The organism is Candidatus Ruthia endofausta (assembly GCF_013342985.1).
Classification (GTDB): Bacteria; Pseudomonadota; Gammaproteobacteria; order PS1; family Pseudothioglobaceae; genus Ruthia; species Ruthia endofausta.
Genome location: NZ_CP054490.1, coordinates 827,655 through 854,206 on the forward strand (window position 1 = coordinate 827,655; position 26,552 = coordinate 854,206).

The 26,552-nt window shown below is 35.6% G+C and carries 29 protein-coding genes; 16 read left to right on the top strand and 13 right to left on the bottom strand.

The genetic code is table 11. The annotated features are described in order from the left end of the window. Positions 1–4 precede the first annotated feature (4 nt). The 6 genes from HUE58_RS04705 to HUE58_RS04725 all read left to right on the top strand — a co-directional run bounded on the left by HUE58_RS04705 (position 5) and on the right by HUE58_RS04725 (position 4,905). On the top strand, positions 5–679 hold the full coding sequence (locus HUE58_RS04705; RefSeq protein WP_174605863.1) for a TatD family hydrolase: 675 nt from the start codon (positions 5–7) through the stop codon (positions 677–679). Continuing rightward, the gene (locus tag HUE58_RS04710) at positions 679–1,416 is read left to right on the top strand and encodes a tRNA threonylcarbamoyladenosine dehydratase (protein ID WP_174605864.1); all 738 of its coding nucleotides are present in this window, start codon (positions 679–681) and stop codon (positions 1,414–1,416) included. The genes HUE58_RS04705 and HUE58_RS04710 overlap by 1 nt, the downstream gene beginning before the upstream one ends. Positions 1,417–1,543: 127 nt before the next feature. Further along, positions 1,544–3,367, top strand: a complete 1,824-nt coding sequence (locus HUE58_RS04715) for a DEAD/DEAH box helicase (RefSeq protein WP_174605865.1) — start codon at positions 1,544–1,546, stop codon at positions 3,365–3,367. 379 nt (positions 3,368–3,746) lie between these two features. Then, positions 3,747–3,989, top strand: coding sequence for a SulP family inorganic anion transporter (locus tag HUE58_RS06945; RefSeq protein ID WP_246260757.1), 243 nt, complete (start codon positions 3,747–3,749; stop codon positions 3,987–3,989). A gap of 233 nt (positions 3,990–4,222) precedes the next feature. After that, a complete protein-coding gene (locus HUE58_RS06950) occupies positions 4,223–4,498 on the top strand; it encodes a sodium-independent anion transporter (protein WP_246260759.1) in 276 nt (91 codons plus the stop codon). A gap of 203 nt (positions 4,499–4,701) precedes the next feature. Then, a complete protein-coding gene (locus tag HUE58_RS04725) occupies positions 4,702–4,905 on the top strand; it encodes a cold shock domain-containing protein (RefSeq protein ID WP_174605866.1) in 204 nt (67 codons plus the stop codon). A gap of 951 nt (positions 4,906–5,856) precedes the next feature. Here the strand turns inward: HUE58_RS04725 and HUE58_RS04730 are convergent. From HUE58_RS04730 to HUE58_RS04740, 3 genes are all read right to left on the bottom strand, one after another. Next, positions 5,857–6,057, bottom strand: a complete 201-nt coding sequence (locus HUE58_RS04730; protein ID WP_174605867.1) for a hypothetical protein — start codon at positions 6,055–6,057, stop codon at positions 5,857–5,859. Between the two features lie 561 nt (positions 6,058–6,618). Further along, a complete protein-coding gene (locus HUE58_RS04735) occupies positions 6,619–6,849 on the bottom strand; it encodes a hypothetical protein (protein ID WP_174605868.1) in 231 nt (76 codons plus the stop codon). Positions 6,850–7,240: 391 nt separating this feature from the next. Beyond that, complete coding sequence (locus HUE58_RS04740) at positions 7,241–7,396, bottom strand: hypothetical protein (RefSeq protein WP_174605869.1); 156 nt, start codon at positions 7,394–7,396, stop codon at positions 7,241–7,243. 587 nt (positions 7,397–7,983) lie between these two features. On the opposite strand from HUE58_RS04740, the gene sbcB reads away from it, so the two are divergent. From sbcB to HUE58_RS07385, 3 genes are all read left to right on the top strand, one after another. Beyond that, on the top strand, positions 7,984–9,399 hold the full coding sequence (gene sbcB, locus HUE58_RS04745) for an exodeoxyribonuclease I (RefSeq protein ID WP_174605870.1): 1,416 nt from the start codon (positions 7,984–7,986) through the stop codon (positions 9,397–9,399). A 70-nt stretch (positions 9,400–9,469) separates the two neighbouring features. Then, entirely contained in the window at positions 9,470–10,102 is a 633-nt protein-coding gene (gene nth, locus HUE58_RS04750; RefSeq protein WP_174605871.1) for an endonuclease III, read from the top strand. A gap of 116 nt (positions 10,103–10,218) precedes the next feature. Further along, positions 10,219–10,419: a hypothetical protein gene (locus tag HUE58_RS07385; protein ID WP_422851488.1), complete on the top strand. Its 201-nt coding sequence runs from the start codon at positions 10,219–10,221 to the stop codon at positions 10,417–10,419. 81 nt (positions 10,420–10,500) lie between these two features. Here HUE58_RS07385 and hisH read toward each other — a convergent pair whose 3' ends face one another. The 9 genes from hisH to folB form a co-directional block, all read right to left on the bottom strand. Beyond that, the gene (gene hisH, locus HUE58_RS04760; protein WP_174605873.1) at positions 10,501–11,118 is read right to left on the bottom strand and encodes an imidazole glycerol phosphate synthase subunit HisH; all 618 of its coding nucleotides are present in this window, start codon (positions 11,116–11,118) and stop codon (positions 10,501–10,503) included. A gap of 6 nt (positions 11,119–11,124) precedes the next feature. Continuing rightward, complete coding sequence (hisB, locus tag HUE58_RS04765; RefSeq protein ID WP_174606240.1) at positions 11,125–11,706, bottom strand: imidazoleglycerol-phosphate dehydratase HisB; 582 nt, start codon at positions 11,704–11,706, stop codon at positions 11,125–11,127. Positions 11,707–11,932: 226 nt separating this feature from the next. Then, a complete protein-coding gene (locus HUE58_RS04770) occupies positions 11,933–12,958 on the bottom strand; it encodes an aspartate-semialdehyde dehydrogenase (protein WP_174605874.1) in 1,026 nt (341 codons plus the stop codon). A gap of 476 nt (positions 12,959–13,434) precedes the next feature. Then, a complete protein-coding gene (locus HUE58_RS04775; protein WP_174605875.1) occupies positions 13,435–14,175 on the bottom strand; it encodes a Nif3-like dinuclear metal center hexameric protein in 741 nt (246 codons plus the stop codon). Then, entirely contained in the window at positions 14,168–15,229 is a 1,062-nt protein-coding gene (gene hisC, locus HUE58_RS04780) for a histidinol-phosphate transaminase (RefSeq protein WP_174605876.1), read from the bottom strand. Before hisC ends, HUE58_RS04775 begins: the two co-directional genes overlap by 8 nt. Continuing rightward, on the bottom strand, positions 15,226–15,978 hold the full coding sequence (gene thiD, locus HUE58_RS04785) for a bifunctional hydroxymethylpyrimidine kinase/phosphomethylpyrimidine kinase (protein ID WP_174605877.1): 753 nt from the start codon (positions 15,976–15,978) through the stop codon (positions 15,226–15,228). The genes hisC and thiD overlap by 4 nt, the downstream gene beginning before the upstream one ends. Beyond that, a complete protein-coding gene (locus HUE58_RS04790; RefSeq protein ID WP_246260761.1) occupies positions 15,971–16,591 on the bottom strand; it encodes a thiol:disulfide interchange protein DsbA/DsbL in 621 nt (206 codons plus the stop codon). Before HUE58_RS04790 ends, thiD begins: the two co-directional genes overlap by 8 nt. After that, complete coding sequence (folK, locus tag HUE58_RS04795) at positions 16,591–17,073, bottom strand: 2-amino-4-hydroxy-6-hydroxymethyldihydropteridine diphosphokinase (RefSeq protein WP_174605878.1); 483 nt, start codon at positions 17,071–17,073, stop codon at positions 16,591–16,593. Before folK ends, HUE58_RS04790 begins: the two co-directional genes overlap by 1 nt. Then, positions 17,066–17,419: a dihydroneopterin aldolase gene (folB, locus tag HUE58_RS04800; RefSeq protein ID WP_174605879.1), complete on the bottom strand. Its 354-nt coding sequence runs from the start codon at positions 17,417–17,419 to the stop codon at positions 17,066–17,068. Before folB ends, folK begins: the two co-directional genes overlap by 8 nt. Positions 17,420–17,472: 53 nt before the next feature. On the opposite strand from folB, the gene plsY reads away from it, so the two are divergent. From plsY to HUE58_RS04815, 3 genes are all read left to right on the top strand, one after another. After that, complete coding sequence (gene plsY / locus HUE58_RS04805; RefSeq protein WP_174605880.1) at positions 17,473–18,066, top strand: glycerol-3-phosphate 1-O-acyltransferase PlsY; 594 nt, start codon at positions 17,473–17,475, stop codon at positions 18,064–18,066. Between the two features lie 198 nt (positions 18,067–18,264). Next, positions 18,265–19,101, top strand: a complete 837-nt coding sequence (gene ppk2 / locus HUE58_RS04810) for a polyphosphate kinase 2 (protein WP_246260865.1) — start codon at positions 18,265–18,267, stop codon at positions 19,099–19,101. Next, positions 19,101–19,352: a hypothetical protein gene (locus tag HUE58_RS04815; RefSeq protein WP_174605882.1), complete on the top strand. Its 252-nt coding sequence runs from the start codon at positions 19,101–19,103 to the stop codon at positions 19,350–19,352. The genes ppk2 and HUE58_RS04815 overlap by 1 nt, the downstream gene beginning before the upstream one ends. A gap of 98 nt (positions 19,353–19,450) precedes the next feature. On the opposite strand, the gene HUE58_RS04820 is transcribed toward HUE58_RS04815, so the two are convergent. Next, positions 19,451–19,726, bottom strand: coding sequence for an ABC transporter permease (locus HUE58_RS04820; RefSeq protein WP_246260763.1), 276 nt, complete (start codon positions 19,724–19,726; stop codon positions 19,451–19,453). A gap of 827 nt (positions 19,727–20,553) precedes the next feature. Here HUE58_RS04820 and HUE58_RS04825 point away from each other — a divergent pair. From HUE58_RS04825 to HUE58_RS04840, 4 genes are read left to right on the top strand one after another with little or no spacing between them, the layout of a single operon-like run. Then, positions 20,554–22,092 (top strand): dihydrolipoyllysine-residue acetyltransferase, encoded by a 1,539-nt coding sequence (locus HUE58_RS04825; protein WP_174605883.1) that lies wholly within the window; start codon positions 20,554–20,556, stop codon positions 22,090–22,092. Continuing rightward, entirely contained in the window at positions 22,092–23,498 is a 1,407-nt protein-coding gene (lpdA, locus tag HUE58_RS04830; protein ID WP_174606243.1) for a dihydrolipoyl dehydrogenase, read from the top strand. The genes HUE58_RS04825 and lpdA overlap by 1 nt, the downstream gene beginning before the upstream one ends. Positions 23,499–23,507: 9 nt before the next feature. Next, on the top strand, positions 23,508–24,161 hold the full coding sequence (locus HUE58_RS04835; protein WP_174605884.1) for a protein-L-isoaspartate O-methyltransferase family protein: 654 nt from the start codon (positions 23,508–23,510) through the stop codon (positions 24,159–24,161). A gap of 3 nt (positions 24,162–24,164) precedes the next feature. Further along, on the top strand, positions 24,165–26,546 hold the full coding sequence (locus HUE58_RS04840) for an efflux RND transporter permease subunit (RefSeq protein ID WP_174605885.1): 2,382 nt from the start codon (positions 24,165–24,167) through the stop codon (positions 26,544–26,546). Positions 26,547–26,552 lie beyond the last annotated feature (6 nt).

The window sequence follows — 26,552 nt, forward strand, 5'->3', positions numbered from 1 at the left end:
AGCAATGATTAACTCACATGCCCATTTGGATTTTGACCATATTCACACAATCGCTGAAAATACAGTGGCAATTGTGCCTAGTATAGGCAAGCAAAACTGGCAACAGGTGCAAATGTATCCATATTTTGCGCTGGGCATTCACCCTTGGTCGGTTGAATCACACGCTCAACAAGATTTAGGTACTTTGGAATATTTGATTAAATGTAACAATCCTATTGCCATCGGTGAGTGCGGGTTAGATTTTTCTAAAAACATTGATAAGTATAAGCAGTTTTATATCTTTGAATGTCAATTACAATTGGCCGAAACTTACAAATTACCAGTGATTATTCACGCAGTAAAGGCAACTGAAGAGGTTATATTGTTGTTAAAAAAATACCCAAAAGTCACTGGGGAAGTTCACAGCTTTTCAGGTAGTGAAGCACAGGCTAATACTTTGGTAAATATGGGGTTTTGTTTAGGATTTGGACTGCGAATCTTAAATGATAAACCTTTAAGATTAAGAAAGACCGTGCAAAACTTACCACTTGAATCACTACTAATTGAAACAGATGACCATGTTAATCCGAATGACTTAATACTGGTTGCTGAAAATATCGCTCAACTAAAACAAATATCAGTAGGAGACTTGAGTAGGCAATGTGATAATAATGCTATTTTACTATTTGGATTGCAATAATGAGTAGCAGCTGCGCACGAACTGAAATATTATTAGGTCAACAAGGATTAGCACGATTAGCAGAATCTCATGTGTTAGTTGGTGGTGTTGGTGGTGTTGGTGGCGCTTGTGCAGAAGCGCTTTGCAGAGCTGGCATTGGCACATTAACCTTGGTTGATTTTGACATTGTAGAAAAAACGGATCTTAATCGTCAAATTATTGCACTTAATTCAACACTTGGACTACCCAAAGTAGGTGTGTTAGCCGATAGATTGTGTGATATCAACCCTGACACTATGATCATTAAACGTCATGAATTTATAGACCGAGACAAAGCCCAAGCCATTGCGCTTGATGCTAGTCTAGACTTTATTGCAGATTGTATTGATGCTATTGCTTATAAAACTATACTCATTGACAGTTGTAATCAATCTAAAAAACCCATCATTTCAAGTATGGGTGTAGGTGGAAGGCTTGACCCTACTCAAGTTAAAATTTCACGCATGGATAAAACACAAAATTGTGCCTTAGCACGTGAAATGCGCAAGCAACTTAGGCGCATTCACGCCTCGCTTAAATTCCCTGTAGTGTATTCAACTGAAATACCAATCAAAGCACTGCCACATCAAGCAGTACGTGCAACTGATGTTGCACCTGCAGGTAGACCTAGAGCAGTGAATGGTGCAATCTCGTACATGCCTAATATTTTTGGGTTAATGATGGCAGGACACATCATCCAAACTCTATTAAAATTGTGATTTCCAAACAAGCTTTCGCCCGTTTATATCAAGAATGAATCGTATTTTAACTGATAAATATAATATAGTTCGCTAAGGAATTATCTAAATAGGTATAATTTTGGTCTTCATTTATCCCAAAAATCACATGTCTGAAAATAAATCTGACCAAAAGCCATTATCCAAATTTGAATGTTTAGGACTGTCTAATACCATCTTGAAAATATTGGATGTCATTGGCTATGAAACCCCTTCTCCCATTCAAGAGCAATGCATCACTCATTTATTAAATGGCGAAGATATTATCGGTCAAGCCCAAACAGGCACAGGAAAAACAGCAGCATTCGCCCTGCCACTGCTTGACAAAATTGACTTAAACATTAACGCACCACAATTACTAATCTTAACACCCACCCGTGAACTTGCTATTCAGGTATCAGAAGCAGTACAAACCTATGCACGAGGCATGAAGGGCTTTCACGTGCTACCCATTTATGGTGGGCAATCTTATGATATTCAACTACGCCCTCTAAAGCGTGGTGTACACGCTATTGTTGGTACGCCTGGTCGAGTGATGGATCACATTAAAAAAGGCACCTTAAAACTAGACAAACTTAAGTCATTCGTTTTAGATGAAGCCGATGAGATGCTTAAAATGGGTTTTATTAATGATATTAAATGGGTAATGGAGCGCATTCCAGAACAACGTCAAATTGCTTTATTTTCTGCCACCATGCCAAATGTTATCAAAAAAGTGGCTGAGCAATTTTTAAATCAACCAAAAATTGTTAAAATAAAAACCAAGACAGAAACAGCAACCAGCATTACCCAAAAATACTGCATGGTTGGTGGCTTATCACAAAAATTAGAAGCCTTAACTCGCATTCTTGAAGTGACTACCTTTGATGCAATGATTATCTTCGTTAGAACCAAAACACTCACAACAGAATTAGCAGAAAAATTATCCGCCCGTGGCTTTTCAGCAGAATCTATCAACGGCGATATTCAACAAAACCAACGAGAACGCATTATCACTAACTACAAGAAAGGTAAAATTGACATCCTTATTGCTACCGATGTTGCCGCACGTGGTTTAGATGTAGAACGTATCTCGCACGTAGTCAATTATGACATTCCTCAAGACGCCGAATCTTACGTACACCGTATTGGTAGAACAGGACGTGCAGGTCGAAAAGGTGATGCAATTTTATTCGTATCAAACCGTGAAAGACGTATGCTCAATACCATTGAGCGCGCTACTCGCCAAAAAATCACCCCCATTGAACTACCCAGTGCAAAGATTATTAATGCCAAACGCATCGAAACATTCAAACAAAATATAGCACAAACCATCAACAATCAAAACTTAGACACATTTGAAAAATTAGTTAGCGAATTTCAACAAGAAAATCCAGAAATTGAAGTCTCAAAAATCTCTGCCGCCTTAGCATTCATTGCACAAGGTAATGAACCATTGCTATTATCAGAAAAAGAGCCAAATTTTAGCGGCAATCGAACACCAAAAGAAGAAGAAATTCCCACCAAGGCCGACCCACTAAAAGACTTTCCTAAAATTCCAATGTGTCGCTATAAGATTGAAGTGGGCAATAATAATAATGTCAAGCCAGGTAATATTTTAGGTGCTATTGCCAATGAGGCTGACATGAACAGTGAATATATTGGCTCAATTCAAATTTTTGATCATTTCTCAACCATTGACTTGCCAGATGAGATGCCAAACGAGGTATTTGAGGTTTTAAAAAAGACCGTGGTTTGTGGAAAGCGCTTAAACATTGTCGAACTCACTGAGAAAAACAACAAGGCCACTATTGGAGTACGAACGGGAAAACGTAATTTTGGTCGTGGAAAATTCTCCAAGGAGAAAAGCAACAATCGACGTAACAATAAAGACTATCACGGCAAAAGTAAAAGAGACGACAAACACGGCAGAAAACCAAAATTTTCACGCTAAGATTTAAAACACAATGAAGTTCTCACGTTTTTTCCTTTTCTAATCTGATTTAAGCTTGTCAACAAAGCCTCTCTTAAAAACAGATCTAATCGCAGAATTAACTAGCTCTGTTATTGTCCTACCCCAAGGTGTCGCACATTTGCCACTATCGCTGGATTACCCCCTAAATATGGGCTATATACTGCGATGGTTACCCAATTGTTGCTCTGCGCTATTCGGCTTCATCATTGCATCTGGCTTCAGGGCCAACTACAGCCATTTCTATCATGATTTTTTTCCACCATTAGTCATCACGTCGAGCTAGACAGTGCTGAATTTTTATCCTTAGTATTCACACTTACTTTTCTTACTGGCATTTGGCTTAGCACGTTTAGATGTAATGGTTAATTTTGTTTCGCACACGGTCATTATTGGCTTTACGATAGGTGCAACTATTTTAATTGCCAGTAGCCAATTAAAGCACATTACAGGTATCTTTGTACCCAAAAGTAAGTCTTTTATTCATACTTTGATAGACCTATATCAAGGTGCTGGAGATGCTAATATGTATTTGATTATTATTGCCTTAGTAACTTTTAATTACAACTATTTTGACCAAAAAAATCTTTTCAAAATTGTCTAATTTATTATTAAGGCATGGTTATTGGGAGTCTGCTTGCCCTATATTTCAAAGACTTCATCACACAAATTAAGTTAGTGGATGAAATCCCTGCACACTTGCCACCTTTCTAGCAACCCTCTTTCTTGAGCTAGAATTTGCTATTTACTTAGGTGTTTTACTTTCATTAGTTTTATTCCTTAACAAAGCCTCCACATTTACCATTCCTACCCTGTCCCTAGACAATGCCCAAGTCAATGGTAAAAAGAAATTCATTGATATTAACAAAAAACCCATCAAACAATGCCCCTCAACTCAAAATTATTCGCATTGACATGTCCATTTATTTTGGCTCAGTTAATCACATTCAAAAACGCATTAATCATATTTTAATTGCTGCTAGTGGTATTAATTTTATTGACTTGGCAGGCACAGAAGCACTCATTTCAGAGAACAATCGCCTAGTAGAAACAATGGTGGCTTATATTTTGTTGGGCTTAAAGCCCTCGTTTATGAGTTTACCGCAAAACTAGAACAAAAAAAGATGTGTAATCTGCCAAGCACTTATTTTTAACGAATGTCAACCTTAATGACAAAAAGGTGTGCTAAAATTAAAACCGCTGGTAAAGAATACAGCTGCTATTTATATCTATGTTGTTGATTGATTTATTGTCGGTTTTCGTACTCTATAAAGGTGGTCTATTTTTTCGGTAATTTTTAACTTATAGGAGACACAATGTCTACAACAGGAAAAGTCAAATGGTTTGACGCAAAAAAAGGATTTGGTTTTATTGAGCAAGAAAGTGGTGATGATGTATTTGTTCACTTCCGTGCTATTCAAGGCGATGGTTACAAATCATTAGAAGAGGGTCAAGAAGTGGAGTTTGACCTAGAAGATGGTGAAAAAGGTCCGCAAGCCGCGAACGTTTACCCAAAATAATTTTCTAATTATTTAAATAAATAAACCCAGTTTAATCGCTGGGTTTTTTATTGTCTACAATAATATACCTTGTTCTAAGAGTTTCTTATACCATAACCTGCTTGGTGTAGTTATTGCATTTTTTGTATTGCCATTTATATTCTATAGCAAATAGGCTATTATCTAAATTTAACTCTATTTTTATTATTTGTTGTTATAGAATGTGGGCTAAACTGTATTAGCTGGACGAAAACACCCCCCTACAGTTTCAAGATATTGATTGATAGCAATAGTTTTTTCTTGGTCTGAGCACATAACAATAAGTCAAGAAATAACACAACTCTTACCAGTCATTAATAATCTGTTTTAAATAAAATCAAATTTATACTACTTGTACATTCTGATTGGTCAAAATCAGCCAAAAGATGTAGCTAAAATTAATCACAAGCTGCAAAATAATCCGAAAAATCGAAAGACGGAGAGTTTGTTGTAAATCTAACATATTTAATATTATTATTCTCATTGATCTCGCTAAATTTATTATCATAATCTGCTATAAATAATAGATACTGGGTATCTTAAGATGATAAGTTACTTGGCATATTTAATGTTTGATATTCTCTATTTGATGTATCATCAGAGGCTATAACTGGAGTCGTCAGTATCTAGGAGCTCGTCTGAGCTATCAAGGCGTGTATTCTCCGATAAATAATACCCAGTTTTAACACTGTTCATATCACTATTTAAAACATTGCCTGAATAATTAATATCAACATAAGAAGTTATTTCTCCACCAACTTCAACATTATATTTGTCAGCACCATCAACCTCTTACCAAGCCATTATTGCTTTTGATCCCTCTACTTTAACTGATACTTGGTCGCGCCCATCAATAGCATCCTAATATATTACAATCGCTTCATGTGTTATATACTCACCAGTTGTGTTTAGAGTGCTGGGCGTATCTTGGATTTACTCAATTTTAAAATATAATGGCTCTGCCCATGTACTACATCCAGCATCATTACACGCTGTAATATTCCAGTAATACTTATATCTAGCAGTTAAGTCGCTTGACACACTTAAAGATGTACCAACTACATTGGTTTTATTCAGCACTAAACCACCCGTATCCAAATCTTTAACAGAAACGGTGTAATACTTCAGCACCATCAGTTGTATTTCAAGATAAAACTGGATTGAGGCTTGTTAGTATCAACCCTGAAGATCTTGAGCTACCAGGAGATACAAGTATTGGTTTCTTAGGTATAGAAGTGCTATCACCAGTTACACTAATATATATACGTTCTTTATTTATTTTTACACCTTTAATTAAAACAATTTCACACTCTATATTAAAGTTTCCAGTTTGATTAAAAAAAGTACTGCCATTCTTATTACATGTTAAATTAACAGACCTGTCTTTAAACTTATCAAACAAAGATGGAAATGTCCGATAAACGACCTTAAATTCAATTACTTCATTGCTTTTAAAATCTTGTGAGAATTTTTTATAAAATCATAAGCCGAGCTAACAACTTTACTGTTACGAAAATCTTTTAGCGCTTTCTTCAGATTGAAAAAAATCCACAACAGGAGTGATAAAATAATTGTATATAGATTTGCTATCCAATTCTACTGAGCTTATATTATTACTTTCTATTGCTTGGTTTATTATTGATAGCATTTTATTTTCGCTATAACCATCTTTACCCCCATATTTTCATTTATCATTTAAATTAATAGTGTATAAATAGTATGGTTTTTTGTAACCTCAATAAGCGTTTTCTCTTTAGATAAAAAGTCAGTGCTTGCGTATATATCATGAATTGTAGTTGCTAAACTAGTTTCAACAGCAGACACGCATTGAGAAGATTTTTGAGACAGGTCTACATCTTTCCCGCATTTTGCTAACGCAATTGTGTTAAATAATATTTTTACAGTATGCTCATCTGCAAACGCCATTGCGATGAGAAAAACAAGGAGCCCCTATTACTTCCTGCTAAAAAATGAATTTCTGTGCCATATTTTAATAATTCACTGTATTTCAAAAATACTTTTACAGATTCTTCAACACTGTGCTCTGATATTTTGTATATATTCCCAACTGCAGATAGCGTTATATACAAGCTTTAGAACACGAGTCTATATTCACACACACCTCTATCTGAACTACCCCAATAGAACCAAATAGTAAATTGCCAAGTTTAAATGTAACAATATCGTTGTTTACGTAATTAAATTCACCCTTATTGTTAGTTAATCTAATAACACCACTAGCTGTGTTTTTATTACTGACTAATTTTCCAGTTGATGCAGTACCCTTTCTCTTTCTAATGCTTTAGATGCTGCCCCTCTATCTACCCACTTGAAAACAATTATTTTTTACCATCATTGGTTCTGGTTCTATCATTGGAATGGAGCCAGGTAAATTATGTTGCATTAAGACAGCATAGGGGTTTTTAGAAGACTCTAACTCAACTAAAGCTGCAACACCAAGAGGCTTGAACATTTTTTCTCCTTGATTGTGTTTCTCTATTAATTCAAGCGAACCAACATGTTTTCCAGAATAATCTCCTTCAATAACTAGCTTATTGGGTTTTCTTCTAACAAGTCTCCAGTGATGGTCTGTTCCATTGTCAGCTTCTAAAAAAAATTCTTTACCTTTGTAGTAATCAATTTAATTAAATTAAATTTCCACATCTCCTTTCTTCATCTTTCCTTGTTGTAAAATCTATTATAAAATTTTCAGTTACCTCTCAATATGAGACTAAAACAGCCTCATTATACATTTCAAAGAACATGTCATCAGCCTTCGCAAATTTTGGAAAAACAAGCGAAAAGCGCTTGATTTATCTCAACGAGCATTTGCTAGAAAGCATAATTACGACTATTTACTTATTAGTAAGATTGAGCGTGGTGATAGAAGGCTTGACAGCATCAAAACTGTTCAATATTGTAAAAACTTAAAGGTTAATTCCTTATGAGTTAATTGATATTATTTTAGAAAGCCTGAATTGAAGGATGTAAATGATTTTTGCTTAAATTTAGACACAGTGAGCATATTCTCAAAAAAGTAATACATTAAACTAACTACCTATGAAAACATTTTATTGGTATGACTATGAAACTTTTGGCATTTCGCCAAGAATAGATAGAATCTCTCAATTTGCTGGTATCAGGACTGATGAGAATTTTAATATTTTAGATGAGCAGATGTTTTACTGCAAGCCAACTCATGATTGTTTGCCATCACCTGAGGCTTGTTTTATAACTGGTATTAGCCCACAATTGTGTGAACAAAAAGGCATGATTGAACATGAATTTATTAAAAAAATTCATGTTCAATTCTCAACGCCAAATACCTGTGTTGTGGGTTACAATTCAATTCGTTTTGATGATGAATTTACTCGTCACACGCTGTATCGTAATTTTATAGACCCTTATACTTGGCATTGGCAAAATAGCAATACTCGCTGGGATATATTAGACGTTGTGCGACTGTGCTACGCACTTAAAAAAGATACAAGCCTTAAATGGGTTCATGATGAACAAGGCAAACCAGTCTTTAAACTTGATAAATTGTCACTTACTAATGACATTGAACATGCAAATGCACATGATGCTTTGGCTGATGTGCACGCCACTATTGCCATTGCTAAAATTATCAAGCAAACACAACCTCAATTGTTTGACTATAGCTTTAGTTTAAGAGAGAAGAAAACAGTCGCCTCTAAAATTAGTCTACTTGAGCCAATGTTACATACAACTGGTATGTATCCAGCACAACTGTCTTGTACTCGATTATCCGTTGCACTGGCTTATCATCCTGAGCATAACGACCGAGCGCTGGTGTTTAACCTGGATCAAGATCCTTGTATTTTGCTAGAACTTGGCATTGAAGCACTTAAAACTTTGATATTTACCAAGCAATCTGAACTACCAAAAGAGCAAGAAAGATTACAAATTAAAGAGTTAATTTTTAATAAAAGTCCGATGTTTGTCCCTAATGTTTATAAACTTGAGCCAAAAATTATTAAGCAGTTAAATATTGATACGAATCAATGTATGCGGCATCTCACTTTTATCAAAGACAACCAACTCAAGATTAGTAAAGTCGTACAAGATTTATACAAAAACGATCAAAAACGCATTGCAGCAAAAGATATAGACCAATCGCTTTATGATGGTTTTATTGACAATGCTGATAAGCGTATTTGCAACCAAATTCAAGTCTTATCTGTTAAAGAATTAGGCGTGTTTCATCCAAAATTTAAGGACAAAAAGCTCTCAACATTACTCATGCACTTTAAAGCTAGAAATTATCCCAACACTTTAACCGAAGAGGAAAAAGAAGACTGGTTTGAAACTGTACAAGGGCGAGTCCAAACAGGTGAAAATGGCTATACAGCTATTGATGATTACCTAGCAAGAATTAACGCAATGAGGCAACAACACCCAGAACAAGAAGAATTATGGCAACAACTTGAAACTTATAGTAAATCGTTCTTTTAGGGTATTTTGCCTTAAATTTAAATATAAGGTATAATATTCGGCATTGAGAAAAAAAATAGGCAAAGAAAAAATGAACGCCGAGACACGTACAGAAATGTTTGGAAGGTTGCTTAAAAAGATACCAAATCCAACCACAGAATTAAACTATTCAACACCATTTGAACTATTGGTGGCCGTGACATTATCCGCCCAAGCGACTGATAAAAGTGTTAACAAGGTCACTGATAAATTGTTTCCAATTGCCAATACACCTAAAGCTATTTTTAAATTAGGCGAAGACACACTCCGAGACACCATAAGAAGCATTGGTCTGTTCAACTCAAAAGCCAAACACATTATTCAAGCTTGTAAAATTTTGATTGAGAAATACAACTCAGGTGTGCCCGAAACTCGTAAAGAGTTAGAAGCACTACCTGGTGTTGGTCGTAAAACTGCCAATGTTGTGCTTAATACTGCCTTTGGTCATCCAACGATTGCGGTTGATACGCATATTTATCGTGTGGCAAACCGCACCGCTATTGCGAGTGGCAAAACTGTATTAGAGGTAGAGAAAAAATTGGTTAAATTCATCCCTGATGAGTACCGAGTGCCTGCGCACCACTTAATGATTCTACATGGTCGCTATACCTGTAAAGCCCGCTCTCCATTATGTACAGAGTGTATTTTGCTTGACCTTTGTGAATACGAAGAGAAAAACTTATAAACCTTTAAGTGTTTTACACTTAAGATAGAGCACAACAACGACAATTCCTTGCTAATGCTTAGCAAAAGTTCTTAAACAAGTAATCACTTGATTTGTTGAAAACTCAACTCACTCAGGTGATTGAAATACATCCTGGATATCACAAACTGATTAGTGGCATTGAGTCTGACTATTTTCTAGAAAGTGGTGGGATTAATCCTTATTTATACATTTATCCCCAAGGAAGCAAATGTCCATTAATCAGCCATAAGGTATTAATACCTATTATCAAACAATTCTGCGCAAGGTTAAAGATCCACACCAAGCTAAACATTTAATGATGGGTTGTAGCACAAAATGACAAAACTCGACTTATTATCGAGCTGGATAATTATAAAACCAAATAAGGAAAATCTTTGTTAAATCTGCCAACTAACAAAATTACTAAGCAATTGCAAACCATCGTGCTGTGATTTTTCAGGATGAAATTGCACTGCAAATAGTTTATCTTGAGTAATGGCACAAGTGAAATCAATACCATAATTGGTTGAACCAGCAATCACATCTGCATGACTGGCTTCTATATAATAACTATGCACACTATAAAAACGTGCATAGTTATTAATATTATGCCAAAGCGGATGCTCTATTGTTTGTTTCACCGTATTCCAGCCCATATGTGGTACTTTGAGGTTATTTTTAGCGAATTTAACAACATTACCTGAAATGATGGACAAACCATCAATGCCGTTATTTTCCTCGCTATGATCAAATAAAAGTTGCAACCCTAAGCAGATGCCCAAAAATGGTTTTTCATCAACACAACGCTTGATAACATCTACTAATCCATGTTGTGTTAATGCTTTCATACATGCACCCATTGCGCCTTGTCCTGGAAAAACAATACGATCAACGTTTGTGATTAAATCAGCATTATCAGTCAAAAAAACTTTATCATTCGGAGCGACATGCTCAAGTGCTTTTTGCACGCTACGCACATTGCCCATGCCATAATCAATAATTGCAATACTTTGCACGAATGTTTAAAGCAAGCCTTTGGTGGAAGGAATCATGCCTTTTTGACGTTCGTCTTTAGTTATTGCCATACGTAATGCTCTGCCAAATGCCTTGAAGATAGTTTCAGCCTGATGATGAGAATTAACGCCTTTAAGATTGTCAATATGCAGTGTAATCAACGCATGGTTCACAAAGCCTTGGAAAAATTCTGAAATCAAATCAACATCGAAAGTGCCAATCATAGCGCGCATAAAACTCACATTTAAATCCAAACTAGGGCGGCCAGAAAGATCTAACACAACACGTGATAGCGCTTCATCCAGTGGCACATAAGAATAACCATAACGGGTAAAGCCTTTTTTATCACCGACTGCTTGAACAAAGGCTTTACCCAATGTAATTCCAATATCTTCAACACTGTGGTGATCATCAATTTGTGTATCACCATCGCATTTAATGGTTAAATCCATTAAACCGTGCCGTGCAACTTGATCCAGCATATGATCCAAAAATGGCACACCGGTGTCTATATTTGCTTGACCTGTGCCATATAAATTGAGTTCAACACTAATATCAGTTTCATTGGTTTTTCTAGATACTTTAATCATATTCATTCTGCAAGTATTGACAGCAATAATCGCCCATATAATACAAATTATATAAGGGATAAATAGCCCAAACCCAAAGGTGATAGAACCAATAATTGCGGTAATAGCCAGCATAATCAAAGCGCCAATAACACTTGCATAAAACAGCCCGATTGGCCCTAAAAATATGGCTAAAAGAATGGCAAACAACAAGGCTTTTAGTGGGTAGTTTTTGTGATGACACGATTTATAAATACTCCTCAATTAGAATCTCAGCAATTTGTACCGTATTGAGTGCTGCACCTTTGCGAATATTATCAGAAACCACCCATAGATTTAAGCCTTTTTCATGGGAAATATCCTCACGGATACGGCTCACAAACGTATCATCATGGCTAATTGCTTCAACAAATGGTGTGGCATAACCACCATCGTCGCGTTTATCCATAACCGTAACACCATTCGCTTTTGACAAAATATTAGTGGCTTCAGCCGCAGTAATTTTTCTTATAGTTTCGATATTAATCGCTTCAGAATGCCCATAAATAACAGGCACACGTACCGCTGTTGGATTAACTGAAATGTCTTCATCCTCAAAAATCTTTTTCGTCTCCCATACCATTTTCATCTCCTCCTTGGTATAGCCATTATCTTGAAAAACATCAATATGTGGGATGACATTAAACGCAATCTGCTTTGGATAGACCTCAACATCAACCTTAGTATTACCACTTAATAATTTAGTTGTTTGGTCGATTAATTCACTAATCGCCTCCTTGCCAGAACCCGACACCGCTTGATAAGTCGCCACATTAATGCGCTTAATCCCCACCGCATCATAAATCGGTTTGAGTGCCACCAGCATTTGAATGGTTGAACAATTTGGATTAGCAATAATATTGCGCTTTGTATAATCTGCAATTACATGTGGATTTACCTCTGGCACAACCAAAGGAATATCCTTATCACGACGAAAATATGCCGTATTATCAATCACCACACACCCTGCCTTAGCCGCAATCGGTGCATATTTCTCAGAAATACTGCCACCTGCTGAAAACAACCCTATTTGCACTTTCGAAAAATCAAAGGCACTTAAGTCTTGTACCATCCAACTTTTATCCTGACAAAATACTTTCTTACCAGAAGAATTGACACTCGCTAAAGGATATAAATTATTAATTGGAAAATCGCGCTGCTCTAAAATAGAAAGAATCGCTTCACCCACCACGCCTGTTGCGCCCACAACACAAACATCAAACTTCTTGCTCATAGTATAAAAATGTAAGACTTAAAAAAGGAGTATTATACTTAAATTTTAATCGGTATTTTCTTTGTCAAAATCTGACTATTATTGGGCTGTTTAGCTTTTGTCCAAATGTTGCTTAATTTTTCTTGCGCCGTATACCAAAGACAAGCAAAACAAGATAAAAGAATACTAACAAACTAACAAGCAGTAATTCCTCATAACACAAAATTTTATCGATGAGTATAACTTTATCGCTATGTTTGTTTTGTTGTAATTTTTAGCCTGTTTAAAATCTGAGTAAAAGATATCATTATCAATATCTTCATGTATCTCAATAATTTTTTCAATATTGCTAATATTGGTTGAAATGTCAAATATGTAATAAAAAATATTACCAAACCAATAACAATGCCGATAAAAATCCAAATAACAATAATAGGTTGCCATGTTTCAGGCAAGCCGTTCAAGTATGGGTAGAGCTTCTAATTGGTATGCCTAAGTTAAACATGATTATCAATATCAATAAATTGGTGTTTAAACCTAAATTTATCGCTTAGGTATTGGCATAAGGCTTGTACGCCATAGCGCTCAGTGGCGTGGTGTCCTGCAGAGATAAAGGCAATATTGTTTTCTTTAGCAATCGCCGGGATTTTCTCAGAGACTTCACCCGTAATAAAACAATCGGCATCAATGTTAATGGCATGTTCAATGTAGGTTTGTGCACTGCCACTATACCATGCGATACGTTTTAATATTTTATCATCCGCACCAAAAACTAACGGCGTGCGACTCAAGACTTGTTTTATGGTATTGGAAAAACTGCCTAGCGTAGTGTCAACTTCCCCTTGCCAGACTAGCGTATCGCCAATCGACGTGGGGTTTTTAATGTTAAAGCGTTGGGCAAGTTGGGCATTGTTGCCTACTTTTGGATGAGCATCGAGTGGTAGGTGGTAGGCGAATAAATTAATATTGTGTTTTAATAGTGCTTTAATGCGGTTTTTTTTGATGCCTATTATGGCTGAATTTTCATTTTTCCAAAAAAATCCATGATGGACAAACAGTGCATCTGCCCCTTCATCAATTGCTCTATCAATCAAATCTTGATTGGCACTCACGCCTGAAATGATTTTAGTAATATTAGGCTTACCTTCAATTTGTAAACCGTTCGGGCAATAATCATGAAATGCATCTACATTAAGATAATCATGGCAATACTTAGATAATGTTTTATTGTCAATCATAGAAACTTTTTACAATGTTGATAAATTTTTGATTTTGCTCTTCAGTACCAATTGTCACACGTAAACAATCAGTTAGTTGCTTCGTGGCACTTAAATTTTTAATTAAAATACCATTTTCTTTCAAAAATTCAAATAGTTCGTTTGCATTAAGTGCTTTAAATAAAATAAAATTTGCTTGCGATAGATAAACTTTTAAAAAATTTATTTTGACAAGTTTATCAAATAATGTCTGACGCTCAGCAAGAATAATACTAGCATTGGCATTAATCATGTTTTTTTCTTGCAAAAGAAAATTAGCGCTCACTTGGGTTAAGGTATTAATGTTGTAAGGTAGGCGTAATTTATCTAATTGGCTGACTGTGTCTTGCGTGGCAATTAACAAACCTAAGCGCAAACCTGCAAAGCCAATTTTAGAAACCGTTCTAAGCAAAACTAAGTTTGGATACTGAGCAATATCGGCTAAAAAACTGTCCGTTGCATACGTATAATAAGCCTCATCAAGCACCACCATTGCCTTGGTTGAAGTGATGATACGCTCAATAACTATGCGATTAAATACATTGCCTGTTGGATTATTTGGATAAGAAATAAAAATTAATTTAGGATTGTGGGTTTCTATCGCCTTTTGCATGACATCAGCGTCAATCTCAAAATCATTCGTCAATGGAACGCTTTGATAATTAAGACGTGCAAATTTTGCAATCATCTCATACATCACAAAACTTGGCTCAACGCTTAAAACGGTGTCTTGTGCATCACATGCCAATGCTAATAGTTGAATCAGCTCATCCGAGCCATTGCCCAATAGCACGCCAAATTCATCAGGAATATCCATCAACTTACGCAAAGTTTGTTGTGTCTCGTTAGCACTGGCACTTGGATAGCGATTAAGTTGTGCATCGACTAGATAGGTCAAATACTGACCTGTTAACTCATCAGATAAAAGAAATGGCGACTCCATCGCATCCAACTTCACCATATTGGTAGAAGGAGGTATATGATAAGCATTAATTGCTTTAATGTCAGGGCGTAGCCAGTTGTTAATAAAACTCATGATGGTTTTTGTCTATTAGGATGAAACTGCATTTTACCAATACTCTTGGCGTTTAACAAAGTTTGATAAGTATACTCCAGAGCGCACTTGCAAGCAATTTCAACACCCAAGCCTGATGCAATTAATGCACTGATTGCACTAGAGAGTGTACAACCAGAGCCATGATAATCACCAGGTAACTTTTGATAAATAAAATTCTGAACTAGTGTTTCGTGGTGATACAACCGATGTTCAATGACATCGTCAGATACATCAGTTTTAGTGAGTAAAATCCAATTACAAAAGAGTTTTTTAATGGCCTTTTGTTCATCTTGCTCATCTGCCAAAATTTGTAATTCTGCTAAATTAGGCGTGATAATTTTTGCTAATGGTAACAATTGTTGTTTTAAAACATCAATTAAAACAACATCTAAAAAACCACAATCACTACTAGATTTCACAATTGGATCAAGGATGATAGTTTTATTTTTAACCAACTTGGCAATGGTTTTAATTTGCTTAATTGAAGATAACAAGCCAATTTTCACCACTTCAAAATTAACATCGGCTTGCAAATGTTTAAACTGCCTAATAAGTAAATCGCAATCCACTTTATTCAAGCTTTTAATTGATGCTGTATTTTGTACCGTAAGGTTAGTAATAATAGGTAACGGTGTTACACCAAATTGATTAATAGTTTCAATATCAGCAACCAATCCTGCGCCGCCACAAGGGTCAAGTCCTGATAAGACTAAAACTGTATCATTCAAGTTTGCTTTCTTTCTTAATTAAGAAATCCACCACTTTTAGCATATTAGTATGCGAGCCTGCATGCGTGGCATCGGTTAAATATTTACCATTAATAACCATAACTGGCACACCAGTAATCTTATATTTAAGTGTGTTTAGCTTAGATTTATTCACTTTAATTTTTACACTAAAGGAGTCAAATGCTTTTTCGACCTTATTTTTATCAACACCAAAACTTGCCACCCAGTCAACAAAACTCTCTTTAGAGTTAAAGCGTCTATTCTTTGTGTGAATTGCATCAAATAACGCCTCGTGCAATTTTTCAACTAGGTTTAATTCTTCTAATACAAAGTAAAAAATCGCCCCATTTAACCAACGCTTAGAAAACATTGCTGATTGGCGCACAAACTCAACATTACTAGGCTTAGTTTTAAGCCAACCGTTTATTAGCGGCTCAAGATTATAACAATGTGGGCAATAGTACCAAAATAACTCACGCACCTCAATTTTATCGCCTGTTGTCGTTTTAACTGGCTTATCAAGTACTATATAATCTATGCCAGCCTCATAATCTTGTGAAAATGCAAAACTAGAAAGCGAAATTAGCAGGACAAATAGTGTCTTTTTTATCATTATTCCTTGTTTAAGATTCTAATATTATACGATTTTAACTCATTCATAGTTGCACGTAACTGATCATAGGTCTTATGTTGTTGCGGGTGGATTAAATTTGGACTTAATTCTGCCAATGGCATAAGTACAAAGTTATACTTCAGAATATCGCCTCTTGGCAGGTTGTGACGTTGATTAATAACTTCATCATATAAAGTTAAGTCAAGGTCAATTGAGCGTGATGAAAATTTTGGCACTTCTCTATCTCTACCAAGATTATCCTCAATGTCATGTAAAACACTGACCACTTTAGAAATTGTTAAATGAGTGGTTGCATTAATACCAATGTTATAAAAATTATCACCTTTAAACCCAAAGGCTTTAGACTCATAAACCCTAGAAAAAACTGTATTTTCAAATACTGTTTGAATGGCGCCAATAGCCTTAGACAAATTTTCCCTACGGTTTTGATTTGAGCCGATATTGATGTGGATATTAGCCATTACTACGCTCAATAATGACACCCACTCCGCGTGCACCTGTCAATACTTTTCCTTTATTCAAAGTGAGTTTTATCCAAGTAACTTCAAATTCTTTCAATACAGTTTGGGTGATCTTTTCTGCCAAGGTCTCGACCAACTGACACTCACTATTTTGCACAAAATTAATCAAACGCTTTGACACCGCCTTATAATCCAAGGCTTGGTCAATATGATCAGTTTTACTAGCCGCTTTAATATCAGTTGACATCTCAATATCTAGCACAATATCTTGACGAATTTTTCGCTCCCAATCGTAAATACCAATAACGGTGTCAATTTTTAATCCTTGTATAAATACAATATCCATAGTAACATTTTGAGCAACTAAAATTACTCATTCAATTAAACTAAGAAAGCATCATGTTACCTGAGTTACCCTTTGCCATTCTTCTTCTCATTAGTTATCTAATCGGCTCAATTTCAACAGCAATTATTATTTGTAAAATGCTTAATCTACCCGATCCTAGAACTCAAGGGTCAAACAACCCAGGCGCAACTAATGTATTACGCATTGGCGGCAAAAAAGCGGCCGCAATCACACTCATTGGTGATGGGCTCAAAGGTGCAATCCCAGTATTAATCGCCCACTACCTAGCCTTTAACATGTTTAATATTACTTGGGTTGTTTTGGTGGTATTTTTAGGCCATGTATATCCCATCCTCTTTGGCTTGAAAGGTGGAAAAGGGGTTGCGACTTTTTTAGGCGCTTTGCTTGCTCTTAGTTATCTTACTGGGTTTGGCTTTATCATCACTTGGGTTTTTGTGGCAAAAGTACTGAAAATTTCATCACTCTCAGCACTAATCGCTACTGCACTCACGCCAATTTATTTTTATCTAATTACTAATAATTTAGCTTCTACTTACGTCATTACCTTAATCTGTTTATGGATTTTTTACACTCATCAAAGTAACATTAAAAGGCTGCTTAACAAGCAAGAAAATAAAATCAATTAGCGCTCAAAACTCAGCACTTGATCTATCATAAACAAATAAAACAGTGCATTCATTATAAATATATGATAGTATAGATTTCATTACAATTCACTTAGTTTTTATTAATTTACACACTACAATAGTATGTCAATAAGAAAAAAATTTAGTAAAAAAGACGCTAAAAATAAGATAAAAAAATTACAAAACAATAAGTATGTTATGCATAAAAACAATGTCATGTCTGGCAATACATTGTTAAGCTTATCAAAAATAGCAGGCGATTATCCTTACGCTAAAAAAATGAGCGTTGAGGAGTACGAAAATGAAAAATATTTACTTCAAACTGAACTACTAAAAGCGCAAGATTGGATTAAAAATCATAACAAAAGAATTATCTTATTGTTTGAAGGTCGTGATGCAGCTGGCAAAGGTGGCACAATTAAACGTTTCATGGAACACCTCAATCCACGTGCCGCACGTGTTATTGCACTAGAAAAACCATCAAGAGTAGAGTTAGGACAGTGGTATTTTCAGCGCTACATTAAACATTTTCCTACCAATGGGGAAATAGTACTATTTGATCGTTCTTGGTATAATAGGGCCGGCGTAGAACGTGTTATGGGCTTTTGCAAAAATTCAGAATATCTTGAATTTATGCGGCAAGCACCTTTATTAGAACGCATGTTGGTTAATGACGGTTTTATGCTCTTCAAATATTGGTTCTCTGTCAGTCGTCAGGAACAGTTAAGGCGTTTTCACTTACGTAAAAATGACCCTTTAAAAAGATGGAAATTAAGTGGAATAGATTTACAATCATTAACCAAGTGGGATCAATATACCAAGGCTAGAAAAGACATGTTCTTTTATACTAACACCGCTGACTCACCTTGGATTGTTGTAAAGTCAGATGATAAAAAACGTGCGAGAATCAATTGTATTAGGCACTTTCTTTATCATCTAAATTATCTTAATAAAGATACTAAAATAATTTTCGAGTCAGACTCGAAAATTATTGGAAGTGTAAGTAATTTATATAAAAATAAGGAGGATATTTAATGTCAAATAAAAAAAAACAACTAAAAGCCGCTATACAAATCGCCAGAAAAGCAGAAATTGAAACTTTAATTGCGATTGAAAAAGCTCAAAAAGCTGTTAACAAAATAGCAAAATTAAAAAAAGTGCTGGATGCGCAGAATAAAAAATTAGTCAAAAAAATTAAGAAAAATAAAAAAGACAACAATAAGAAAATAGAGCGCTATTCTAAAAAGAAAGTGAAAAAAGCGAGGAAGAAGAAATCTTTAAAATAATCCGTTCTTCAACAATTTATAGTGCTAATCTGTAGATTAGCACTATTCTCTTAATAATCCTCTTTCTAGAGTTAACCTGCTTAACTAAGCCTTGATATTTAAGTAGATAAAAAGTAAATATTGCTAATATAGCAATCATACTCAATAAAACTATCAACCATATAATAAATTGGGTTAAATTTAGACATATCTTGCCAAAATTTTGGCAATATCTTCACACTATAAAACATACCGCCAAGATAAGTCATGGGCATCAAAATGAAAGTCGGAACAATAGAGATGTCATCAAACGATTGAGCAAATACGGCATTAATAAACCCTGCCAGTGAAAACAAAACTGAAGTGAGTAAAAAGATAATTAACACGATGAGCATACTGTCTACTATTTCAAAATCAATAAAAAACCAAACAACAATAAAAACTCCTCATCCGACTACAAAACAGCGTATGACACCACCAAAAAATCAACAAATATAATGACGCTGTTATGATGGTGGAAAAATATAATGCACCCAAATGCAAGGTAATCGTAGAACCTTCTTAACAACAATAGTCTTATAAGTAATTCACATTGCACTCCCTTATTGGTTAGACATAAAAATAAGATTTCTAAACGATTTTATATACTAGGAATATGATTCACATTAACACCCTACATACTCAAGTTTCGCAATATAATTGGTGATGTTAACATCTAAGGCTAATGTAACTCGTAATGAATAATCATCTAAGCGTTCACATTTAAAATAGCGATATTACGACAAAGTAACCCGCCTGATTAATCAAAATTTCTTCAACAGGTTCAAAAAGATTTAAATTAAACTCTTGTGGCATTAATCCAATCATTTTTTTCACCTGATTAGCATGGCTGTTTTGATCAAAGCTCAATATTGCCTGAAGTTTTATTAGGCAGCAGCCCGAAAATAATACCAATAACTGTTGTTTTTCCTTGCACCATTACTTACCCAATAATATAAAAAAATCACCCTGCTCAACGCAAAAATCGAGACCTCTTAGTGCCTCCAATTGATTGGCGTAGGTTTTTTTTAAACCTTGAATGAGTAGTGCAGCCGACATAATAAATATAACCTATAAAAAAATATAGAATAAAAAATCAAAACATTTTAACATTTATCCCCTTTTATTAGCTATTTTTGCGATAATTACCCACTTTAAATTGTTTTCTAAACATGCAAAACTTATGACGAGCATAAAAAATATAGCATTGCCTGATATTGGTGATTTTAATGAAGTTGAGATAATTGAGATTTTAGTGAATATTGGCGATAAAATAAACATTGATGACAGCATAATTACCCTAGAAAGCGATAAAGCCTCGATGGAAATTCCAAGCCCTTTTTCAGGCATTGTCACAAAAATTGAAATCAATATTGGCGACAAAATTAAACAGGATGATGTCATTCTGAGCGTTGAAAATGAAGATGATGACTTTCAAAATACTAACCAAAGCGCCGAAACCGAACATTTTAAACCACAAATCCTACCCGTTGTTGTGCCTGATATTGGTGATTTTAACGAGATTGAAGTGATTGAAATTTTAGTCAATGTAGGTGATGAGCTGTCTGTAGAAGATAGCATAATCACTTTAGAAAGCGATAAAGCTTCGATGGAAATCCCAACACCAGTTGCAGGCACGGTCATTGATATTAATGTTGCACTAGGCGATAAAATTTCTCTAGGTGCATTAATTCTTAATATTGAAAGTATGGATGTAGAAAAAGCACCAAAAACACCTGCCGAAACTAAAACAGAAAGCTTAGTACTGCCCCCACCGACACCAACCTCTAGCACGCCAATATCCGTAACAACAAACACTAACCAAACAGTTTCAACACTGCCCAAAGGCAATTCACACGCCTCACCTTCTATTCGTAAACTGGCTAGAGAATTGGGTATTGATTTATCATCTGTCACTGGCACAGGACAAAAAGGGAGGATTTTAGATGTCGACCTTAAAGGCTATGTTAAACAAATAATGACCTCTGATAATTTGGGCATTGCCATTCCCAAAACACCACTGATTGATTTTTCTAAATTTGGTGACACTGAAACACTAGTGCTATCTAGAATTAATAAACTATCAGGCAAACATTTGACCGTCTGCTGGCTAAACATCCCCCACGTTACCCAATTTGACGAAGTCAATATTAATCAAATGGAAGTGTACCGACAAAAACAAAAAGCCAACGATGTTAAACTTACTCCTCTAGTTTTTATCATGAAAGCACTGGTTCGAACGCTACAAAACCATCCACGTTTTAATGCCTCACTTGATGAATCAGGTGAAAACTTGATTATTAAAAAGTATTTCAACCTAGGTATTGCAATGGATACACCAAAAGGTTTGGTTGTGCCAGTTATTCGTGATGTTGAACAAAAATCCTTAATTGATTTAGCTAAAGAACTCTTTGAAATTTCAAAAAACGCACGAGAAGGCAAGCTAGAACCTGCTAGTATGCAAGGTTCAGGTTTAACCATTTCCAGTTTAGGTGGTATTGGCGGTACACAATTTACCCCCATTGTTAATGCGCCAGAGGTGGCTATTTTAGGTGTATCACGCTCGTATTTCAAACCCATTTGGGATGGTAAAAATTTCATCCCCACTTTAACATTGCCACTGGCATTATCCTACGACCACCGCGTGATTGATGGTGCACAAGGTGGACGATTTATGGCAGAACTGAATAATACTTTGCGAGATATGAAGGGAATTGTATGATGATAAAAACTCAAGTTGTTGTGATTGGTTCTGGCTCTGGTGGTTATACAGCTGCATTTCGAGCGGCTGATTTAGGCAAAAAAGTTACGTTAATTGAGCGTTATGACACTTTAGGTGGTGTATGCCTAAATGTTGGCTGTATTCCTTCTAAAGTACTTCTTCACACAGCTCAAATCATCAACGAGGCAAAAGAAATCTCACATTCAGGTGTTACATTCAATGAACCAGACATTAACATTGATGACGTACGCACAAATAAAACCAACATTATCGCCAAATTAACAGGGGGCATTAAAGCCTTGGCAAAGGCAAGAAAGGTTAATATTATAACAGGTTATGGAAAATTTATCTCAGCCAATCAACTTGCAATCGGACATAGCAACGATATCATTGAATTTGAACAATGTATTATCGCCGCAGGTTCACGTGTTACCAAAATTTCCACCTTTCCATTTGATGATGATCGCGTAATGGACTCAACAGATGCATTAGACCTAACCAACATACCCAAACGCTTGCTTGTTGTTGGTGGTGGTATTATCGGTCTAGAAATGGCAACGGTATATCATGCACTAGGTAGTGAAATATCAATTGTTGAATTATCAGATCAACTCATTGCCAGCGCTGACAAAGATATTGTCAATCCACTATTTAGGCGCATTAAAAAGCAATACGCTGGTATCTTTTTAAACACCAAAGTAACCAGCATGGAAGCACTAGACAAAGGCATCAAAGTCGGCTTTGAAGGCAAAAACGCCCCAGAATTTGACACCTTTGATAAAGTGTTAGTCGCCATCGGCCGCACTCCTAATGGTAAATTAATCGATTGCGAAAAAGCAGGCGTTAAAATCAACGATTGGGGTTTTATCCCCACAGACAAACAAATGAAAACCAACGTTCAAAACATCTACGCCATTGGTGATATTGTCGGACAACCCATGCTCGCCCACAAAGCCGTACACGAGGCCAAAGTCGCAGCAGAAGTCATTTGTGGGCATAAATCAGGCTTTGATGCCCTCACCATCCCGTCCGTTGCCTACACCGATCCAGAAGTCGCTTGGACAGGCAAAACCGAAAAAGAACTCAAAGCTGAAGGCATTGCTTATAAAAAAGGCATATTCCCTTGGGCAGCTTCAGGCCGTAGTTTAAGTATTGGCAGGTCTGAAGGTATGACCAAAGGATTGTTTGATGCAAAAATAGGTAGAATCTTAGGCATGGGTATTTGCGGTACTAATGCAGGTGAGTTGATTGCTGAAGCAACACTTGCCATTGAAATGGGCTGTAATATGGATGACATCGCACTCACCATCCACGCCCACCCAACCTTAAGTGAAACCACCGCCTTTGCAACTGAAATGGCACAGGGTACAATTACAGATTTATTACTGCCGAAAAAGAAAAAATAGGGAGAAGTTATGAATACAAGACAAGCAAGAAAAAACGTCATTGAGCAACAAATTCGTCCTTGGGGTGGGTTAAATTATATTGCTAATAATGCACTTAAAGATACGCCAAGAGAAAATTTCGTACCAGAGAAATATAAAAATCTTACATTCGCAGATATTGAAATTCCACTGACTGATAAAGCGAAAATGCTTTTTCCGAAGATTGAAGGACGCTTACTAGATGCGCTTAATATTCAAAAACATGAGACTGTACTAGAAGTAGGTACGGGTAGTGGCTATTTAACAGCAGTTCTGTCAAAATTATGTAAATCTGTAACCAGTATTGAAATTGATGAGGTGCTTAGTCATAGCGCCCAAAGAAAAATCAATGCTTTAGGAGTTGATAATGTTAATTTAAAAGTAGGGGATGCCTCAAAGGGTTGGCATTCTGATGACTTTTTTGATGTGGTTATTGTTGGTAGTTCGGTGCCTAAGATTACAGGTCGTTACTTTCACTTATTAAATATAGGCGGTAGAATCTTTGTGATTGAAGGTGCTGGCAATATCATGAGTGCAAAATTAATTACTCGCATCAGTGAGCATAAATGGGATACAAAATCCTTATTTGAAACACAATTAGATACCATGCAAGGGTTAGAATCATCGGCCAGTTTTGAGTTTTAAATCATGAATGTGTTTTTTAACTTTGTTCTGAAAAAAGCCTTATTAGGACTGACACTTTTGTTGCTGGTTGCTGTATTTTTTATTGCTCAAATTCCTGATTTTCAACTAGATGCCTCCTCAGATTCTTTAGTGCTAGAAGGTGATAAAAATCTATCTTACTACCAAAGTATTAAAAAAAATTATGGGTCTGATGATTATTTAGTCATTTCCTATCAGGTTGAAGACAATTTATTAGCGCCTACGCAACTCAACCATCTTAAAAAATTTAGACAAGATTTAGCCAAAATTAATCAAGTCAAATCGGTGACGACTATTTTAGACGTGCCACTCTTTAGATCCCCTCCCTTATCTTTAATAGATTTAACTGGCGAAAGTATTAGTATTGATAATGGTAATGCTAATTTGGCTTTAGCCAATGATGAATTTAAAAATTCACCTTTATATGCTAATAATTTAGTCAGCAAAGACGGCAAAACAACTGCTGTTTTAGTCGCTCTAAGAGACAATCAGAAGTTTAAAGAATTACGTGAAAGTCGTGACAAAATGCGTATTCAAAGGGCTAATAATAAATTGTCAGATGACCAGCAATTAAAACTTAAAATTATCGAAAAGCAAATTTTAAAGAATGCTACTGCTCAGAGCAAATTACAAGCGCAAACAATTGCCCAAATTCGAACCACTATTAGCCGATATTCAGACAAAGCCCATTTATTCTTGGGTGGTTTGCCTATGATAACCACTGATATTGTGGCTTATATTAGTAGCGATTTGATTATATTTAGCTTGGCAGTTATTGGGCTTATGAGTCTAATTTTAGCGATTATTTTCAAAAGCATTCGCTGGGTCATTATGCCAATTGGCATCAGCATTGTCAGTGCACTTATCATGACAGGTGTTTTAGCTTATTTAGGCTGGAAAGTTACCGTTATTTCATCTAACTTTTTCTCATTATTACTGGTGATGACACTTTCTGTGGTTATTCATCTTGTAGTTAGGTATAGAGAAATTGCCCAACTCAATCCAGAACTTGACTCGAATCAGCTTATTAAAGATACTTTGTCACAAATGTTTAAGCCTTGTCTTTTTACAACTTTAACCACGTTTGTGGCTTTTGGCTCTTTGCTTATTAGTGGCATTAGACCCGTGATTGATTTTGGTTGGATGATGTCAATTGGTGTCACCATTGCCCTAATATTATCATTTCTTGCTTTTCCGATGATCATGAGTTTATTACCAAAAGCAAAAATTGAAAAACACAAAACCGAACTAAGCGTCACCACTTCACTGGCCAAATTTGTGGAAAAATTTGGCCATCACTTGTTAGTGGTATTGATAATATTTGTCATAGGTGCTGGGTTTGGAGTTAGTAAACTTAGTGTTGAGAACCGTTTTATTGATTATTTTAAAAAAGACACAGAAATTAATCAAGGGCTAACCTTAATTGATAAAAAATTGGGTGGTACTATTCCACTGGAAATTATTTTTGATGATTTAGCAGAGGACTATTGGTTTGATGAAGATTTGCGTGATGAGATACATGAAGTTCATCAATATCTTGATTCTTTGCAAGAAACTGGTAAGGTTTTGTCAATTGACACCCTAATGCAACTCTTAACCCAAGCCAACAATAATGAGGCACTTAATGGATTTTTCTTAAATATTATCCGTTTTCAACTACCTGAAAGCGCTAAAACGCAAGTGTTATACCCTTATTTGTCTGAGGACAACGGGCAACTCAGAATAGTTATCCGCATTCGAGAAACTAATAAAGAATTAAAACGTGGTGAATTGATTGATAAAATCCAACGCCATATTTCTACTAATCTTGGATTTAAGCCAGACAGTTTTCATTTAAGTGGCATGTTAATTTTGTATAACAATATGCTACAAAGTTTATTTGAGTCGCAAATCGAGACCATTGCTGTGGTATTTGTGATGATTTTTATCATGTTTTTGTTTATTTTCAAATCGATTAGTTTATCTATTCTTGCACTGATTCCAAACACTTTGCCGTCGCTTTTTATTCTTGGCATTATGGGGTTATTAAATATCCCATTGGATTTAATGACCATCACCATTTCAGCAATTGCTATTGGCATTGGTGTTGATAATGCTATTCATTACATTCATCGTTTTAAAGATGAATTTAAAAAAGATAAGGACTATATGGCAACGATGTATCGCTCTCATGCTAGTATTGGTTTGGCAATGTTTTATACGTCAATTACGGTAACAATGGGCTTTTTAATTTTAGCCTTATCAAACTTTATACCCAGTATTTACTTTGGCGTATTTACTGCCATTGCAATGCTCAGTGCGCTACTTGCTAATTTAACCCTACTGCCTAAATTAATACTAATGGTAAAACCAAAAATCAACCCATAAGACGCC

Coding starts and splice junctions, on each gene's coding strand:
- HUE58_RS04740 (WP_174605869.1), bottom strand. CDS start 7,396: ATGTTCAAGCCTCTTGGTGTTGCAGCTTTAGTTGAGTTAGAGTCTTCT.
- HUE58_RS04840 (WP_174605885.1), top strand. CDS start 24,165: ATGAATGTGTTTTTTAACTTTGTTCTGAAAAAAGCCTTATTAGGACTG.
- HUE58_RS04835 (WP_174605884.1), top strand. CDS start 23,508: ATGAATACAAGACAAGCAAGAAAAAACGTCATTGAGCAACAAATTCGT.
- HUE58_RS06950 (WP_246260759.1), top strand. CDS start 4,223: ATGGTAAAAAGAAATTCATTGATATTAACAAAAAACCCATCAAACAAT.
- HUE58_RS04825 (WP_174605883.1), top strand. CDS start 20,554: ATGACGAGCATAAAAAATATAGCATTGCCTGATATTGGTGATTTTAAT.
- HUE58_RS04710 (WP_174605864.1), top strand. CDS start 679: ATGAGTAGCAGCTGCGCACGAACTGAAATATTATTAGGTCAACAAGGA.
- HUE58_RS04770 (WP_174605874.1), bottom strand. CDS start 12,958: ATGAGCAAGAAGTTTGATGTTTGTGTTGTGGGCGCAACAGGCGTGGTG.
- folB (WP_174605879.1), bottom strand. CDS start 17,419: ATGGATATTGTATTTATACAAGGATTAAAAATTGACACCGTTATTGGT.
- ppk2 (WP_246260865.1), top strand. CDS start 18,265: ATGCATAAAAACAATGTCATGTCTGGCAATACATTGTTAAGCTTATCA.
- HUE58_RS04815 (WP_174605882.1), top strand. CDS start 19,101: ATGTCAAATAAAAAAAAACAACTAAAAGCCGCTATACAAATCGCCAGA.
- HUE58_RS04715 (WP_174605865.1), top strand. CDS start 1,544: ATGTCTGAAAATAAATCTGACCAAAAGCCATTATCCAAATTTGAATGT.
- HUE58_RS04705 (WP_174605863.1), top strand. CDS start 5: ATGATTAACTCACATGCCCATTTGGATTTTGACCATATTCACACAATC.
- HUE58_RS04775 (WP_174605875.1), bottom strand. CDS start 14,175: ATGATTGACAATAAAACATTATCTAAGTATTGCCATGATTATCTTAAT.
- lpdA (WP_174606243.1), top strand. CDS start 22,092: ATGATAAAAACTCAAGTTGTTGTGATTGGTTCTGGCTCTGGTGGTTAT.
- hisB (WP_174606240.1), bottom strand. CDS start 11,706: ATGATTAAAGTATCTAGAAAAACCAATGAAACTGATATTAGTGTTGAA.
- plsY (WP_174605880.1), top strand. CDS start 17,473: ATGTTACCTGAGTTACCCTTTGCCATTCTTCTTCTCATTAGTTATCTA.
- folK (WP_174605878.1), bottom strand. CDS start 17,073: ATGGCTAATATCCACATCAATATCGGCTCAAATCAAAACCGTAGGGAA.
- HUE58_RS04820 (WP_246260763.1), bottom strand. CDS start 19,726: ATGCTCATCGTGTTAATTATCTTTTTACTCACTTCAGTTTTGTTTTCA.
- nth (WP_174605871.1), top strand. CDS start 9,470: ATGAACGCCGAGACACGTACAGAAATGTTTGGAAGGTTGCTTAAAAAG.
- HUE58_RS04735 (WP_174605868.1), bottom strand. CDS start 6,849: ATGGCGTTTGCAGATGAGCATACTGTAAAAATATTATTTAACACAATT.
- HUE58_RS06945 (WP_246260757.1), top strand. CDS start 3,747: ATGGTTAATTTTGTTTCGCACACGGTCATTATTGGCTTTACGATAGGT.
- sbcB (WP_174605870.1), top strand. CDS start 7,984: ATGAAAACATTTTATTGGTATGACTATGAAACTTTTGGCATTTCGCCA.
- hisC (WP_174605876.1), bottom strand. CDS start 15,229: ATGAGTTTTATTAACAACTGGCTACGCCCTGACATTAAAGCAATTAAT.
- HUE58_RS04730 (WP_174605867.1), bottom strand. CDS start 6,057: ATGGTGCTGAAGTATTACACCGTTTCTGTTAAAGATTTGGATACGGGT.
- HUE58_RS04725 (WP_174605866.1), top strand. CDS start 4,702: ATGTCTACAACAGGAAAAGTCAAATGGTTTGACGCAAAAAAAGGATTT.
- HUE58_RS04790 (WP_246260761.1), bottom strand. CDS start 16,591: ATGATAAAAAAGACACTATTTGTCCTGCTAATTTCGCTTTCTAGTTTT.